At 64.3% G+C, this 14,730-nt stretch carries 16 protein-coding genes; 11 read left to right on the top strand and 5 right to left on the bottom strand.

The window, feature by feature from the left end:
* The 3 genes from GPA21_RS01100 to GPA21_RS01110 all read right to left on the bottom strand — a co-directional run.
* Positions 1-745 (bottom strand): efflux RND transporter periplasmic adaptor subunit (locus GPA21_RS01100; RefSeq protein WP_168986369.1); only part of this gene is annotated, 745 nt, incomplete at its 3' end.
* Positions 746-872: 127 nt separating this feature from the next.
* On the bottom strand, positions 873-1,061 hold the full coding sequence (locus GPA21_RS01105) for a PolC-type DNA polymerase III domain-containing protein (RefSeq protein WP_246261671.1): 189 nt from the start codon (positions 1,059-1,061) through the stop codon (positions 873-875).
* Between the two features lie 207 nt (positions 1,062-1,268).
* The gene (locus GPA21_RS01110) at positions 1,269-1,643 is read right to left on the bottom strand and encodes a hypothetical protein (RefSeq protein ID WP_168986370.1); all 375 of its coding nucleotides are present in this window, start codon (positions 1,641-1,643) and stop codon (positions 1,269-1,271) included.
* Between the two features lie 198 nt (positions 1,644-1,841).
* Between GPA21_RS01110 and GPA21_RS01115 the strand changes: the two genes are divergently transcribed.
* From GPA21_RS01115 to GPA21_RS01160, 10 genes are all read left to right on the top strand, one after another.
* A complete protein-coding gene (locus GPA21_RS01115; RefSeq protein WP_168986371.1) occupies positions 1,842-2,582 on the top strand; it encodes a flagellar brake protein in 741 nt (246 codons plus the stop codon).
* Between the two features lie 276 nt (positions 2,583-2,858).
* Positions 2,859-4,202 (top strand): NADP-specific glutamate dehydrogenase, encoded by a 1,344-nt coding sequence (gdhA, locus tag GPA21_RS01120; RefSeq protein ID WP_168986372.1) that lies wholly within the window; start codon positions 2,859-2,861, stop codon positions 4,200-4,202.
* Positions 4,203-4,410: 208 nt separating this feature from the next.
* Complete coding sequence (locus GPA21_RS01125; protein ID WP_168986373.1) at positions 4,411-5,406, top strand: amidoligase family protein; 996 nt, start codon at positions 4,411-4,413, stop codon at positions 5,404-5,406.
* Positions 5,391-6,080 carry a gamma-glutamyl-gamma-aminobutyrate hydrolase family protein gene (locus tag GPA21_RS01130; protein ID WP_168986374.1) on the top strand — a complete coding sequence of 230 codons (690 nt, stop codon included), beginning with the start codon at positions 5,391-5,393 and terminating at the stop codon, positions 6,078-6,080. The genes GPA21_RS01125 and GPA21_RS01130 overlap by 16 nt, the downstream gene beginning before the upstream one ends.
* A gap of 165 nt (positions 6,081-6,245) precedes the next feature.
* The gene (locus tag GPA21_RS01135; protein ID WP_211163362.1) at positions 6,246-7,475 is read left to right on the top strand and encodes a thioredoxin family protein; all 1,230 of its coding nucleotides are present in this window, start codon (positions 6,246-6,248) and stop codon (positions 7,473-7,475) included.
* A 50-nt stretch (positions 7,476-7,525) separates the two neighbouring features.
* Entirely contained in the window at positions 7,526-9,343 is a 1,818-nt protein-coding gene (locus GPA21_RS01140; RefSeq protein WP_168986375.1) for a gamma-glutamyltransferase family protein, read from the top strand.
* A gap of 64 nt (positions 9,344-9,407) precedes the next feature.
* Entirely contained in the window at positions 9,408-9,674 is a 267-nt protein-coding gene (locus GPA21_RS01145) for a hypothetical protein (RefSeq protein WP_168986376.1), read from the top strand.
* The gene (locus GPA21_RS01150; RefSeq protein WP_168986377.1) at positions 9,671-10,270 is read left to right on the top strand and encodes an isochorismatase family protein; all 600 of its coding nucleotides are present in this window, start codon (positions 9,671-9,673) and stop codon (positions 10,268-10,270) included. The genes GPA21_RS01145 and GPA21_RS01150 overlap by 4 nt, the downstream gene beginning before the upstream one ends.
* Positions 10,267-11,628 (top strand): nicotinate phosphoribosyltransferase, encoded by a 1,362-nt coding sequence (locus tag GPA21_RS01155; protein ID WP_246261673.1) that lies wholly within the window; start codon positions 10,267-10,269, stop codon positions 11,626-11,628. The genes GPA21_RS01150 and GPA21_RS01155 overlap by 4 nt, the downstream gene beginning before the upstream one ends.
* A 5-nt stretch (positions 11,629-11,633) precedes the next feature.
* A complete protein-coding gene (locus GPA21_RS01160) occupies positions 11,634-12,173 on the top strand; it encodes a GNAT family N-acetyltransferase (protein ID WP_168986378.1) in 540 nt (179 codons plus the stop codon).
* Positions 12,174-12,191: 18 nt separating this feature from the next.
* Here the strand turns inward: GPA21_RS01160 and GPA21_RS01165 are convergent, their stop codons facing one another.
* Together GPA21_RS01165 and GPA21_RS01170 are read right to left on the bottom strand one after the other, a co-directional pair.
* A complete protein-coding gene (locus tag GPA21_RS01165) occupies positions 12,192-12,881 on the bottom strand; it encodes a zinc metallopeptidase (protein WP_168986379.1) in 690 nt (229 codons plus the stop codon).
* 203 nt (positions 12,882-13,084) lie between these two features.
* On the bottom strand, positions 13,085-13,972 hold the full coding sequence (locus GPA21_RS01170) for a LysR family transcriptional regulator ArgP (protein ID WP_168986380.1): 888 nt from the start codon (positions 13,970-13,972) through the stop codon (positions 13,085-13,087).
* Between the two features lie 127 nt (positions 13,973-14,099).
* Here GPA21_RS01170 and GPA21_RS01175 point away from each other — a divergent pair, with 127 nt between their 5' ends.
* Positions 14,100-14,723: a LysE/ArgO family amino acid transporter gene (locus GPA21_RS01175; protein WP_246261674.1), complete on the top strand. Its 624-nt coding sequence runs from the start codon at positions 14,100-14,102 to the stop codon at positions 14,721-14,723.
* Positions 14,724-14,730: the final 7 nt, after the last annotated feature.

Consider the following 14,730-nt stretch of genomic DNA (forward strand, 5'->3'; position numbering starts at 1 on the left):
GCAGCTCGGGCGGGCCGGCGACAAGCACCCGCCGCGTCTGACCGGCCGATTCTACCAGCGGCAGCACGCGGCTGACGCTGACAGGGTAGGCGACGCTGCCGACCCGGAATTCGACGGCTGCGCCTTCGATCAGACCGGAAACCTGGGCTTCCGGCACCAGGGCATGGATCTCGGTGTCGCGGGTGGAGGCGAGTACGAGCAGGGGTGCGCCTGGACTGGCGTAATCACCTGTGCTGGCGAGGCGCTCGCGCACCACGCCGTCGAAGGGTGCGCGCACCGCTGCGCGGGCAAGCGCGACCCTTGCGGCGTCAAGCGCCTGACGCGCCGCTGCGAGCTCGCTGCGAGTGACCGCCAGCTCGGTTTCCCGGATACGCAGACCGTCGGCGCTGACGAAACCCTGCCCGGCGAGCGTGCGGGCCTGCTCCAACTGGGCCTCGGCAAGCGCGAGCCGGGCGGACAGCAGATCGACCTGAGCGCTCGCGCGGTCCGCGGCGATGCGGTAGTCGGTGTTGTCGAGACGCAGCAGGACGTCGCCGGTGCTGACCGTGTCGCCGACGCGAACCTCGATGCGCTCGATGCGTGCACCGACCTCCGCGGCCACCCGTGCCTGGTCCAGCGCTTCGACGCGGGCGTTGACCCGCTGCTCCGGGTAGATCGCGAGCTCACCGAGCGGACGGGACGCCCACGGCTGAGCAGCAACCCATGCCGGCAGCAGAACAAGAAGCCAGAGAAAGTGGCGGAACATGATCGGGAGACCGTTCGATGACGGCGTCGTCGGTTGTGCAGCGCACAGCGTAATACGACTCAGGCCGCGACGGAAGCGCTGTCGAGTGGAATTACCTGTATGGCTTCGGGCCGGGCGAGCGCACGTATCAGGATGCGGTAGATATTGAGGTCGGACAGGGCCGCACCAGCGTGGACCATTCGCGTATGTCGGCCTCGGATACCTCGACGATGCCGATCTCGGTGATGGACTCGCGCTGGCTCGGGCCGCGGGTGGCCTCGATGTCGACGAAGACAAGGCCGTGGGGCAGAAAGCGTTGCGGGATCAAGCGGTTCAAACGTGCTCCGGCGGGAGACGGCCACGCTTTGAGCTGTACCGGCGGCGATGGTCCGCCACCGGTCGCAGTGCGATCATCCTGGATACCGCCGTGCCACGTACCCGATGCGCGATCGGCCACGTAGTTGACGCACCCGCTAGGTGACCATCAGGCCAGCTTGTGTGGGCGTTCAAGCCCATCGCAAACGGTCAGCTGCGGATTGCAGGATCACTCCGCCGGCGTAATGATCTCGCCCTCGAGTACTTTGTCCTCGCCGCTGTAGATCGCGACCTTGTTGAGGTGGAAGATCATTTCCATGCAGGTCTCGACGCCGGCCATCGGCCCGTCTTCCCATTCCCGGCAGTATTCGCCCTCATCGTTCACCCACCAGCGTCCCGTTCTTCCGGCGCTATCGCTGAGATTGCCGTCGCGGCCGAAATTCAGCGTGTAGGGCGTGCCGGCGCGGATGTAGATCCCCTGGAAAGTGGCCCCGGCGAGACGCTCGCTGAGCGACTCTGCTTCGGCCGGCTGGGCGTGGAGTGGTGTGGCGACCAGGATCAAGGAGACCGCGGCCGTCAGAATCGGCAGTTTTCGAAACTTCATGGGATTGCTTCCTCGTGGGTACGTGGGAAAATGTCATGTCGTTTTCGTTCGACATGAAGCCTGCGTTACAACAGACCGGTGTGATGCGTCAGAGTTTAGTCGGTACCCTACCTCAATTCTTCCCCCAGAACCTTTCTTCATCCTATGGCGCCCCAGCCGATCACCAGCAGCACCCCCGAGAACTCAGCGACAGTCGAAATGCGCGACGAGTCCGGCGGCAATACACCCGGCAGCAAGCCGGCACCGGTGAAGCCGGAACGCAAGCGACCGTTCGCCTTCAAGGACATGCAGCTTGCGGTTGGAGATAGACTTCAGGTGCAGCTGCCGGCGCACCTTCAGGTTCCGAGGACGTATGTGCGCCTCGTGGGTCATCTCGACAAGGCCAGCGTCATCGTCACGGCGCCGATGCACAAAGGCATGCGAGTTCCTCTGATCGAGAATGAATTGCTTGTAGTGCGGGCTTTCACCCGTCAGAGCGCCTTCTTGTTCAACTGCTCGGTGTTGAGAGTTTGCAGGCTGCCGTTCGATTACCTGCATCTCAGTTTCCCGAGCGAAATCAAGGGTACCGTCATTCGCAAGGCGACCCGTGTGCGGGCTGGCGTGCCAGTCGAGATCGCTGGCCGCAGTTCCGAGGATCCGGGTGGTGCGGTCATGGAGAACATCAGCGCCTCAGGCGCGCTGGTCGTAGCGCCTGCTCCGCTCGGCAACAAGGGCGATGCGCTGCGTCTGCGCTTCATGCTGGATATTCACGGGTGCCAGAGCCAGGTCGAGCTCGAGGCGAGGCTGCGTTACCTCGATCTCTCCGCAGAAGGGGCCGATCTCGGCGATGTGAGCTATCAGCATGGTTTCGAGTTCGAGAACCCGGATCCTTCAATGCTGATGCTGCTCAAGGGGTACGTGTACCAGCAGATCATCGAACGTCCGCAGTCCCTGGTCTGAAAGGCCGGGTCTTTTCTTTCAGGGTTTCTGTCCGTTCAGCGTGGGGCCGCCCGCGCTTCTGGGTGACAATGGGCCAAGGTGTTCGGGCCGCAATCGAGCTCCGACGGCTTCGGCGCGCCGAGTGGATTACGCCAAGTTCTCGACGGTTTGTCTCGCGGGATCACGACATTTTTTTGCGCGAAATCGGTCCACCGGGGAAAAAATGGCTCATAATCTGCAAGTTTGCCGCCGCTGGGCGGATTTTTTTGGCCTTTTTTTTGACCCGGAGTCTCTACCATGCGCTACAAAACGCTCGAAGAATTCATGGCCTACGTCGAAGATCGCAACCCTGGCCAGCCCGAGTTCATCCAGGCGGTAGAGGAAGTGATGGCCAGTTTGTGGCCGTTCATCTCCGAGAATCCCCGCTACGCGGAACATGCCATTCTCGACCGTCTTGTCGAGCCCGAGCGCATCATCCAGTTCCGCGTTTCGTGGCTTGACGACGCCGGTGAGGTGCACGTGAACCGCGGCTTCCGTATTCAGCACAGCTCCGCCATCGGTCCCTACAAAGGTGGTCTGCGGTTCCACCCCTCGGTCAATCAGTCGGTGCTGAAGTTCCTCGCCTTCGAACAGACCTTCAAGAATGCGCTCACCACACTGCCGATGGGCGGTGGCAAGGGTGGCTCTGACTTCGACCCCAAGGGCAAGAGCCCGCGCGAGGTGATGCGCTTCTGCCAGTCCTTCATTACCGAACTGTACCGCCACATCGGTTCCGACACCGACGTACCGGCCGGTGACATCGGCGTGGGCGGTCGTGAGGTCGGTTTCATGACCGGCATGATGAAGAAGCTGTCCAACAAGGCTGACTGCGTGTTCACCGGCAAGGGCTTGTCCTTTGGCGGCTCGCTGATCCGCCCGGAGGCGACCGGCTATGGCACGGTCTATTTCGCCGAGGAAATGCTCAAGCACGCAGGCCGTTCAATGGAAGGCATGCGGATCGCGGTGTCGGGTTCCGGCAACGTTGCGCAGTATGCGATCGAGAAGGCCATGGAACTCGGTGCTACCGTCGTGACCTGCTCGGATTCGAGCGGCACGGTCGTCGACCCGGCTGGCTTCACCCGGGAGAAGCTCGCGGTGCTGATGGACGTCAAGAACGTGCACTACGGCCGCGTGAATGAGTACGCCGAGCGCCTTGGCCTCGAGTTCCGCCCGGGTGAGCGCCCGTGGTCGGTGCCGGTCGAGATCGCGCTGCCGTGCGCAACTCAGAACGAGCTCGATGGCGACGATGCCCGCACGTTGGTCAAGAACGGCGTGGTATGCGTGGCCGAAGGTGCCAACATGCCGAGCACCGCCGAAGCGGTCGAGGTGTTCGAGGCCAATGGCGTACTGTATGCGCCTGGCAAGGCGAGCAACGCCGGCGGCGTGGCGACCTCGGGTCTCGAGATGAGCCAGAACGCAATGCGTATTTCCTGGACTCGCGAAGAAGTCGACGGCCGCCTGCTCGAGATCATGCAGGGTATTCACCGCATGTGCCTCGAGTACGGCACCCGCCCGGATGGCAGCGTCAACTATTCCGATGGCGCGAACATCGCCGGTTTCGTAAAGGTTGCCGATGCGATGCTGGCGCAGGGCGTGGTCTGAACCCGCAGCGATCGCGCAGAACGAAGAGCCGGGGTATCCCCGGCTTTTTTTTCGTGTGTCGCCGGCGACCAACGTCTTTACACGCAACTGATCCGAAGCGCCCGCCCCGAGATGGCGGCGCTTCCAGGCATGACCGGCTTCCACCAGGCGTGCCCGGATTTGCCATTTGTCCCTGCGCTGACCTAAGCTCGGCCAGCGAGGTGTCGAAATGAATGCGTTTCCAGAACTGTACGTCCCGCCGTGGACCACGAACCCCCAGGGGGATACCCGCCGCGTCGGTGTCGAGCTGGAGATGAATGGCATGACGCTCGATCGGCTTGCCGAGCTCGCAGCCGACCATCTCGGTCTGGCAGTCGAGCGACGAGGGCGTCACGAGCGTGCGCTGGTGGGCGACGAAGCCGGAGAATGGCTGGTCGAGCTTGATTTCGATCTGCTCAAGCGCATGGGCCGGGAGGAGCGCGAGGCCGGTACGTTGGCCGGCGATATCGGCAATTCGGTAGAGGACCTGCTTGCGTGGTTCGCCGAGACTGTCGTGCCGCTTGAACTCGTCAGTCCTCCCTTGCCCTTCGGACGCCTTGAGGAGGTTCAGGCGCTCATCGCCCATTTGCGCAGAGCCGGCGCCAAAGGGACATCCGATCGGGTGCTCAACGCGTTCGGCATGCAGTTCAACCCCGAGATTCCAAGTGCCGACGTTGGCTTGCTGCTCGGCATTTTCAAGGCGTTTCTGTGTCTGTACGAGTGGCTTTATCAACGCGCCGACATCGACATGTCGCGCCGGGTCACGAGCTATATCGATCCGTTTCCGACCGAGTATGTGCGCAAGGTCGTGGATCCCGGTTACGCACCGGATCTCGCGACGTTGATCGACGACTATCTGGAAGACAATCCGACCCGCAACCGCGCGCTGGACCTCTTGCCGCTGTTTGCGTTCCTTGACCAGGCCCGGGTTCGGGGTTCGGTGGACGACGTACTGATCAAGGCCCGCCCGACCTTTCACTATCGATTGCCCGACTGCGACATCCACGTGCCGGGCTGGGGCTTGCATCTCGCGTGGAACGACTGGGTGGCGGTTGAGCGATTGGCCGCCGATCCGGCCAGGTTGCTGGCGTGCTGTGCTGCCTACTGTGAACACCTCGACAACCCTGTGCAGCGCTGGTTGGGCGATTGGGCGGCGGAGACCGACCGCAAATGGCTCGCCCGGTAATCGCGGTCACCGGGCCGGAGCGTGGCGCATTCGGACCACGCGCGCTGGTCGCTGCGGCTATCCGCTGGTACGGCGGCAAGCCGGTCCATATTCGACCGAGCGAGATAGACTGCCACCCCGCGTATGATGGCGTCGTCGTAACAGGCGGGCACGACATAGATCCGGTGCTCTACGCTGCGGAGCCCGAGGTGGAACCGCGTCATGACAAGGCCCGCGATGCACTCGAGACCCGGATCATCGAAGAGGCGCTGTGGCGGCGCCTGCCTCTGCTCGGCATTTGCCGGGGCGCACAGTTGCTCAATGTCTGTCTCGGGGGCAGCCTCCATCAGGAGCTGCGCAGCCGCAGGCGCCACACGTCGAATCGGTGGACGATACTGCCACTGAAAACCCTCAGGATCCAAAGCGGAACGGTGCTCGCGGAGCTGATGGGCGGTGCGCGTTGCCGTATCAACAGCCTGCACAATCAGGCGATCGACACGGTTGGCGACGGGCTCAGAGTCAGCGGCGTCGATCTCGATGGCATCGTCCAGGCCATAGAAGACCCGTCACGCGGATTTCTGGTCGGGGTTCAGTGGCATCCGGAGTTCCTGATTGCCATGCCGCGCCACAGAGTGCTCTTTCGAGCGCTGGTGGAAGCCGCCACGGCGGCAGCAGGTTCGCGCACCGTTGCTTGATCGGTCAGTCGGTCTCAGTGCTTTCTTCAGTGACGCGTAAACGATAAATCCATTCCGGACGCCTGCGCATCCACCACCGCTGAAACCCGGAATCGTGGTGCATCGCAGCAACCCTGTGACATACTTCGACTCATGATCCACGAGCGCGCATGTTCAGTCCGCCGCATGCTGAAGCAATGGTCCAAAACCTTGCTACTGGCGTGTCTGTTGAGCTGGGTATCGGTTGCCAGCCCGGCCGGTGCAAATGTCGAACTGCACGTCTTCTGGAGCGTGGACTGCCCGCACTGTGTGAGTCAGAAGCCCTTTCTTGCCGAGCTGGCCGAGCGCCACCCTGAAGTCGTCGTCTACGACTACGAGATCTCCCGGACCAGCGAGCATCATCGTCGTTTCATCGACATGGCGCTTGCGCACGGCATCGAGCCGGGTTCGGTGCCGACCTTGTTCGCTGCGGGGCGCGCCTGGATCGGAGACTCGCCCCAGATCCGGCGAGAAATCGAGATCGCGGTTGCGTGGGCGATTGGAGCGATGTCGGGCGGCGAGCAGGCCGATGTCCCGTCGCAGCCGTCGCGTGAGACGACCCGCCTGCCGGGGGGACTCGACCCGGTGCGCGATTCCATTGTGCTGACCACCTTGCTGATCGCCTTCGTCGATGGTTTCAACCCCTGTTCTTTGTGGGTGCTGACCTTGCTGCTCGGCCTGGTCATCCACTCGGGTTCGCGCGGCCGGATCGCATTGGTCGGCGTCACCTTTCTCACGACCACCTCGCTGATATACGGCGCCTTCATCGCCGGGGTGTTCAGCGTGTTGAGCTTCATTCTCTACCTGAGCTGGGTACAGTGGCTGGTCGCAGCCTTTGCACTCACCTTCGGGCTGGTCAACGTCAAGGACTATTTCTGGTTTCGGCGCGGTCCATCCTTGACCATCGCCGACAGCCACAAGCCGGGCATCTACAAGGGCATCCGCAGCCTGACCGATCGCCGGCTCGGAGGGCTCGGACTGGTCTTTGCGACTGTCGTCATGGCCTCCGGCATCGCTCTGGTCGAACTGCCGTGCACCGCCGGTTTCCCAGTGGTGTGGAGCGGCATCGTCGCGGACCGCGGTATTTCCGGGGCGGCATTCGTGCTGTTGCTGGCGCTTTATCTGCTGGTCTACTTGTCGATCGAACTCGTGGTCTTCCTGATCGCCTTGCTGACACTGCGCATGCAGCGTTTCGAGGAGCGGCATGGCCGCGCGCTGAAACTCGTCGGCGGCATGGTCATGGTCGCGCTGGCCGTCGTATTGGTCATGGCACCGGACCTGATGAACGACTTGTCCGGCTCGGTCGCGGTGTTCGGTATCGCACTGCTGGCGGCAGGTTTGATAATGGCGGTGGATCGGCTGCGATCTTCGCGTTGACACGCCGCCAGGGCTGCTATGCTGAAATGCTAGCTTCTTCGGGACGAACCATGACAGACGAACGCTCAAGCGCGATGCGCGCAAGTCTCTGCACCCTGGGTTTTGCGCTCCTGCTGGGTTGTTCCGCTCCGCTCGTCACGCGTACCGATGCGACGAGCGCCGCGATTCAGCCTGAGGCCGCTTCAGGCATCGAAGCGAGGACTGGTTGGGCGACGACGCGCTTTGCGGTCGCGGCGGCCAATCCGCTTGCGACCGAAGCCGGGTACCGGATTCTCCGGGCCGGTGGCTCGGCGGTGGATGCCGCGATCGCGGTGCAGATGGTGCTGACCCTGGTCGAACCGCAGTCGAGCGGCATTGGTGGCGGGGCCTTCCTGATGCATTTCGATCGCGGCGAAGTCACCGCCTGGGACGGGCGTGAAACCGCGCCGGCCGGTGTGACCGAATCCTTGTTCCTTGATACCGAGGGCCAACCCCTGCCCTTCATCGAGGCCGCCGCGAGCGGCCGCTCGGTCGGCGTGCCCGGCGTGTTGCGCATGCTCGAGGCGGTGCACCGCGAGCATGGACGCCTGCCGTGGCCGGATCTGTTCGCTCCGGCCATCGAGTTGGCCGAGAGCGGCTTCGCGGTGAGCAACCGACTGCACACCATGCTCGCGACCGACCCGGCCCTGCGTGACGATGCCGCTGCAGCCGCCTTCTACTACGATGCCGCGGGTGAGCCGTGGCCGGTCGGTCATGTGCTGACCAACCCCGCGCTGGCCGCGATTCTGCGTGACATCGCAATCAACGGAGCCGATGCGCTCCACAGTGGCCCGATCGCACGCGACATCGTCGCCCGGGTGGCAGCGCACCCTCGAGGCGCCGGCAGCCTCTCGGAGCAGGATCTCGCGGACTACCGGCCGCTGCGCCGTGATCCGCTGTGCACCGACTGGCGTCGCTATCGGGTTTGTGGTTTTCCACCGCCTTCGTCCGGGCATCTGGCGATGATGCAGATCGTCGGCATTCTCGACAACCTGCCACCGCAAACTGATGTGCTGGCAGGCGATCTGCCGTCTGTCACCTGGCTGCACGGCTTCCTCGAAGCGGCGCGGCTGGCTTTTGCCGACCGGGCGCTGTACGTGGCCGACCCCGATTTCGTCGCGGCGCCCGGTAGTGACTGGCGCACCCTGCTGGCGCCGGCCTATTTGCGCGACCGGGCCGGTTTGATCGGCGAGCAGAGCATGGGTCGCGCCGAAGCCGGCAACCCGGCGCCTGAAACCGCCAGATTCGCGCCCCAGCACGAACAGACGGCCTACGGCACTAGCCACATCAGCATCGTCGACGCCTTCGGCAATGGCTTGGCGATGACCACCACGATCGAATCCGCCTTCGGTTCTCGCATCCTGGCCGATGGTGGCACGGGCTTGCCGGGTGGCTATCTGCTCAACAACGAACTCACCGACTTCTCCTTCCGACCGCGCGACGAAGCCGGCATGCCGATCGCCAATCGGGTGGAGCCCGGAAAGCGTCCGCGCTCGAGCATGAGCCCGACTCTGGTGTTCGATGCCACGAGCGGCGAACTGCTTGCCAGCCTCGGCTCGCCGGGGGGCGCCGCAATCATCCATTACACCGCACGTGCGTTGTGGGCGCTGTTCGACTGGGGCCTGGACGCCCAGCGCGCGCTCGACCTGCCGCACGTGATCACGCTTGGCGGTCCGGTCTTCATGGAACAGGGCCGCTGGCCGGAAGCCACCCTCGAAGCTCTGCGCGCCCGTGGCCACGAGGTCAGCGAGCGCGAGCTCACCAGCGGTTTGCAGGCGATCCAGCGCACGGCTGAAGGCTGGTTCGGCGGCGCCGATCCGCGCCGCGAGGGCGTGGTGATGGGGGAGTGATGGCACCGTCGCCAAGCGCTCGCTCGGGTAGAATCCACTGACCGTTCCGGACCCGATTCAGCAGATGGCCAGAAACGACTACAAGCGTAACGAAAGGCTCTACCAGATCGCACTGCGCCGCGACTGGACCTACTCGCTGAAGCTCGCGCTGATCGGCTTCGTCGTGGGGGTGCTGGCGATCCCCGCGCTGCTGGCCGGCGACCCGGACCTCCATCCGCTGAGCCGCACGGTCTCCTTCGTTGCCTGGGTGTTCAGTCTTGGTTTCGGCGGCATCGCGGCCTATCGTTTCTACGTTCAGCGAAGCAAAAAAAAGACGGAGGACCACCCGTGACCAACGTTTTCCCCTCACGACCGGGCGTCGGTGATGCGCTGATAATCGTCGATGTGCAGAACGATTTCCTGCCGGGCGGTGCTCTTGCGGTGCCAGAGGGTGATCGGGTGGTCGCGCCGCTGATCCAGCTCGCCGCCAGGTTTGCCGAGCTGGGTTTGCCGGTGTTCGCAACTCGTGACTGGCATCCGCAAGATCACTGCTCCTTCGCTGCGCAGGGCGGGCCGTGGCCTCCACACTGCGTCGCAGGCACCGAGGGCGCCGCATTCGCGCCGGGTCTGCGGTTGCCCGAAACGGCGGTCGTTGTCTCCAGGGCGACTGAAGCCGCCAGTGACGCCTATTCCGGTTTTCAGGGCACGACGCTTGGCGTCCAGCTCGCGCAACTTGGGGTGAAGCGAGTCTTCGTTGGAGGTCTGGCGACCGACTACTGCGTGCTCAATACCGTGAGCGACGCGCTCGCCGGGGGCTTGGAGGTGGTGTTGCTGGCAGACGCGATTCGTGCGGTGGACGTGAATCCCGGCGACGGCGATCGTGCGCTGGCTGCCATGCTCGCCGCCGGTGCGCTCACCGGCAGTGCGACGCAGGCGGCCGCTGCATGAGCCAACAAGAGATGCGGCCGAACGAGGGGCGAAGTCCGCTTCTCACCGATCTCTACCAGCTCACGATGATGCAGGCCTACTTCGACGGCCGCATGTTCGAGCCTGCGGTGTTCGAGTTCTTCGTGCGCAAGCTGCCGGAGGGGCGCAACTTCCTGATTGCGGCCGGACTCGAGCAGGTGCTCGATTTTCTGGAAGGCCTGCGTTTCGCGCCTGAGGAACTCGACTGGCTGTCCGGCACGGGTCGGTTCAGCCCTGCCTTCATCGAGTGGCTGGCGAAGCTGCGTTTTACCGGCGAAGTCGATGCGATGCCCGAGGGCACAGTCTTTTTCCCCGATGAGCCCATCCTGCGTGTTGTCGCCCCGCTGCCGCTGGCACAACTGGTCGAATCGCGCATCATCAACCTGCTGCAGTTCCAGACACTGGTCGCGTCCAAGGCGGTGCGCAGCGTGCTCGCAGCCGAGGGGCGGTTGTTGGTGGACTTTGGCATGCGGCGCTCGCACGGGGCCGAAGCCGGGCTGCTGTCTGCTCGTGCAAGCTATCTGGCCGGCTTCGCCGGTAGCGCTACGGTGCTCGCCGGCATGCGTTGGGGGGTGCCGCTCTACGGCACCATGGCGCATTCCTTCATCCAGGCTCATGACAACGAAGTCGTGGCCTTCGAGCATTTCGCGCGTTCGCAGCCGCAGGCCAACACGATGCTCATCGACACCTACGACACGGAGGCTGCCGCCGAGAAGCTTGTCGGCCTGGCGCACAGGCTGGCGAAAGAGGGCATCGAGATCCAGGCGGTGCGACTGGACAGCGGCGATCTCGGCGAGCATGCACGCAAGGTCCGTGCGATCCTCGACGCCGGCGGTCTGCAGCGCATGCGCATCTTCGCCAGCGGTAACCTGGACGAGTACCGGTTGCGCGAACTGGTTGCGGCCGGCGCGCCGATCGACGGTTTCGGCGTCGGCACCCGCATGAACACCTCGGCCGATCATCCCTATTTCGACTGCGCCTACAAGCTTCAGGAATATGCGGGTGAGGCCCGCCGCAAGCGCTCCGAAGGCAAGGCCACCTGGCCGGGCCGCAAGCAGGTCTGGCGACACTACGATGACGTGGGCAGGATCGTCGGCGACACCCTGACAACGCTGGACGACGACGGCATCGGCACCGCCTTGCTCGAGCCGGTCATGCGCGATGGCCGTCGTCTTGCGCCATCGCCCGCGCTCGACGCGGTTCGCGAGCGGGTCGCCGCTCAGCTCGACACGCTTCCAGAGCCGCTGCGACGGCTCGAGCCCGCGGCGGCCAGCGTGCCGGTAACCGTCTCCCCCGTGCTGCAAGCACTGGCCGAAGCGGTCGACAGGCATCCTCACTGATTGCCATGGCCGACTATCCCGCCGAACTGATTCGCAAGCGCTACCTCTTCGACGGCACGCCGGCGACGATCCGGCCGATTCGTGCCGAGGATGCCGACATCGAGCAGGATTTCGTGCGCGGCCTGTCTCGCGAAACCCGCTACGGCCGCTTCATGGCGACGCTCCGGGAGTTGTCGCCGCCCAAGCTGCGCTACCTCACCGAGATCGATTATGAACGCCATATCGCGCTGATCGCGACCATTGATCACGATGGTGTCGAGGAGGAGATCGCGGTGGCGCGCTATGTGGTCGGCCCGGATGGTCACACCTGCGAGTTCGCGATCGTCGTCGGCGACGCCTGGCAAGGCAGCGGTGTCGCCGGCATGCTGATGCTTCAGCTCATCGAAGTGGCAGCCAGTCGCGGCCTCAAGACCATGGAAGGCTTCGTGCTGGCGACCAATCACAAGATGCTGAAGTTCTGTCGTCAACTCGGGTTTCGCATGGAGCCCTTGCCGGACGACTTCGAGACTGTGCGCGTGGTCAGGTCGCTCGACGAGACCGTCTGACGCTTCAGCGCGTTGTGGTCAGCGTCGCAGAAACCGCATCCACGCTGCGATGTTGAGCAGCGCCATCAGCGACTGCGCGACATAGGTCAGCGCGGCGGCCTCGAGGATGCGGCGTGCGTGCGGGTAGTCGTCCCTGTGCAGGTAGTCGCCGCTTTCGAGCATCGGCATTGCGCGGCGGAAGCTGGCGTCGAACTCGGTCGGCAGCGTGACCAGGTGCACCAGTGCTGCAAGCCCCATCGACAACAGGCCGGCGACCACGAACATCAAGCCCGGTGCCGGGTGACGGGCGATGACGGTGATGAAGGGTACGGCGACCATCATCATCGCGCCCAGACGCTGACCGAGCATGGCCATGCGCACCAGATGCTCACGCATCGCGAGCGGAGCATAGCCGTTGGCGTGCTGTACTGCGTGGCCGACCTCGTGCGCCGCAACGGTAATCGCGGTGAGCGATCGCTGATGAAAGTTGTTCGGTGACAGGCGCACCGCACGGGCCTGCGGGTCGTAATGGTCACCGATCTCCGAGAGCTCGACCGCGACATCCTTCAGGCCCTGCTTGTCGAGCAGCAAACGCGCGAGCATCGAACCGCTGCCGTAATAGCGGTCGGCGGGTTCGCTGTAGCGCTGCATCGTGCGACGTACCCACCAGCCGGGGAGCCACACCGCAAGCATCAGAATCGGCAGGAGGAATAGCAAAAGGCGGGTCATGGTCGTATCAAGTCACTCGGCCTGGATGTGACAGCTCCGCGCCGGACGGGTTTCACCGCCGAAGCGATGTGCTGAACCCGCATTTCTCGCACCGTCACGGCTGCGGCCACCGATGCGCTCGCTGTGGCGCGCCCCTCGGTCCGTGCGGCGCGCCACAGCGGCACCTCGGCGCCCTCGCCTCGCGCCCGTGTGAGAAATGCGGGTTAACGGGGGAGTACCTTGCCGGCACCCTCAACGATGGCGCCGCACAGCTTGGTCATCACTGGCGACTGGACCTCCCAGTGGTGCCAGAACAGCGTCACGTCCTCATGCTTGTCTGGTGCAAGGTCGATCAGGCCGCCGTCGGCGAGCTGGGTGGCGACCTGGAGTTCGGGGATGAAGCCGTAGCCGAGCCCTGCGCTGGCGACCGCTACGAACCCCTCTGACGATGGCACGACATGGTAGGGGAACTGCCCCTTGTCGAGACCGAAGTGGTGGAGCAGAAAGGCCTCGTGCATGTCGTCATGGCGTCCGAACACGATGGCCGGCGCACGACCCAGCGCGCTGCGGCTGAGCCCGCGCGGAAAGTGGCGCCGACGGAATGCCTCCGAGCCGATGCAGCGGTAGCGCATCACCCCCAGGCGCAACGCGACACAGCCGCGCATTGGTTCCCGCCGGGTGCTGACGCAGCCCAGCACCTCGCCGCTGGCAAGCAGTGCGTGGGTGTGGTCCTGGTCGTCGAGTACGCAGTCGAGCACCACGCCTTCCTGTGCCACCACCGGAGCGACCGCCGGCCAGAACCAGGTCGCAAAGCTGTCGGCATTCACGCCCACTGACAGACGCATCGCGCCGCTGCCGCCGCCGGACTGCAGTGCCCGATCCGCTTCGGTCTGCAGAAGGCGCATCTGCGAAAGATAAGGCAGCAGTCGCCGCCCCGCAGGCGTCGGTCGAACCGGTTTGGTGCGCATCAACAATACCTGGCCGAGATCACTTTCCAACTGGCGGATGCGCTGTGACACAGCGGACTGGGTGAGCGACAGGCTGCGCGCGGCCTGCTCGAAGCTGCCCTCCCTGACCACGGCTTCGAAGGCGATGAAGCGGCTGTCCAACATTAGATTCTCTAATTGAAGGCGATGAAAATTAATTCTACTGAACATTTGAGCGCCGAGGCGATAGATTCATGCCATTCCGTCAGGCCGGTGAGGTCTGAATCAAACAAGAAGAGCAACGGAGTTGGATATGTTGAATTTCGAAATGGGTAGCGTTTTCTTCAGCGGCTTCCTGCTGAGCGTGGGCCTGATCATGGCGATCGGGGCCCAGAATGCCTATGTGCTGCGCCAGGGGTTGCGGCGCGAACACGTCGGCGTGGCGGTGCTGGTGGCGGCGGTGTGCGACGCGATGCTGATCATGATCGGCGTCGGCGGCTTCGGCGCGATCATCTCGGCCAATCCCGACTGGATGGCGGCCGCGCGCTACGGGGGAGCGGCCTTCCTCTTCTGGTATGGCGCGCGAGCGATGCGCAATGCGCTTCGCGGCACTTCGATGCAGATCGACAAGCAAGGCGGGGGCGGCCTGACTCGGCGCCAGGTTCTGCTCGCGGCGATGGCGTTCAGCATTCTGAACCCGCATGCCTGGCTCGATACCGTGGTGCTCATCGGTTCGGTGGGCAGTCAGCAGGCCGAGGACGTGCGCCTGATCTTCGGCGCCGGTGCGGTCACTGCATCCTTCGTGTGGTTCGTGACCCTCGGCTACGGTGCGCGGGTGCTCGCGCCGCTGTTCGAGCGGCCGGTTGCGTGGCGGGTGCTCGACGGTCTGGTCGCGCTCATCCTGTGGACGATCGCGATCGTGCTGCTACGGGGGTGAATCGGGA

Source organism: Azoarcus taiwanensis (assembly GCF_012910885.1).
Classification (GTDB): Bacteria; Pseudomonadota; Gammaproteobacteria; order Burkholderiales; family Rhodocyclaceae; genus Azoarcus_F; species Azoarcus_F taiwanensis.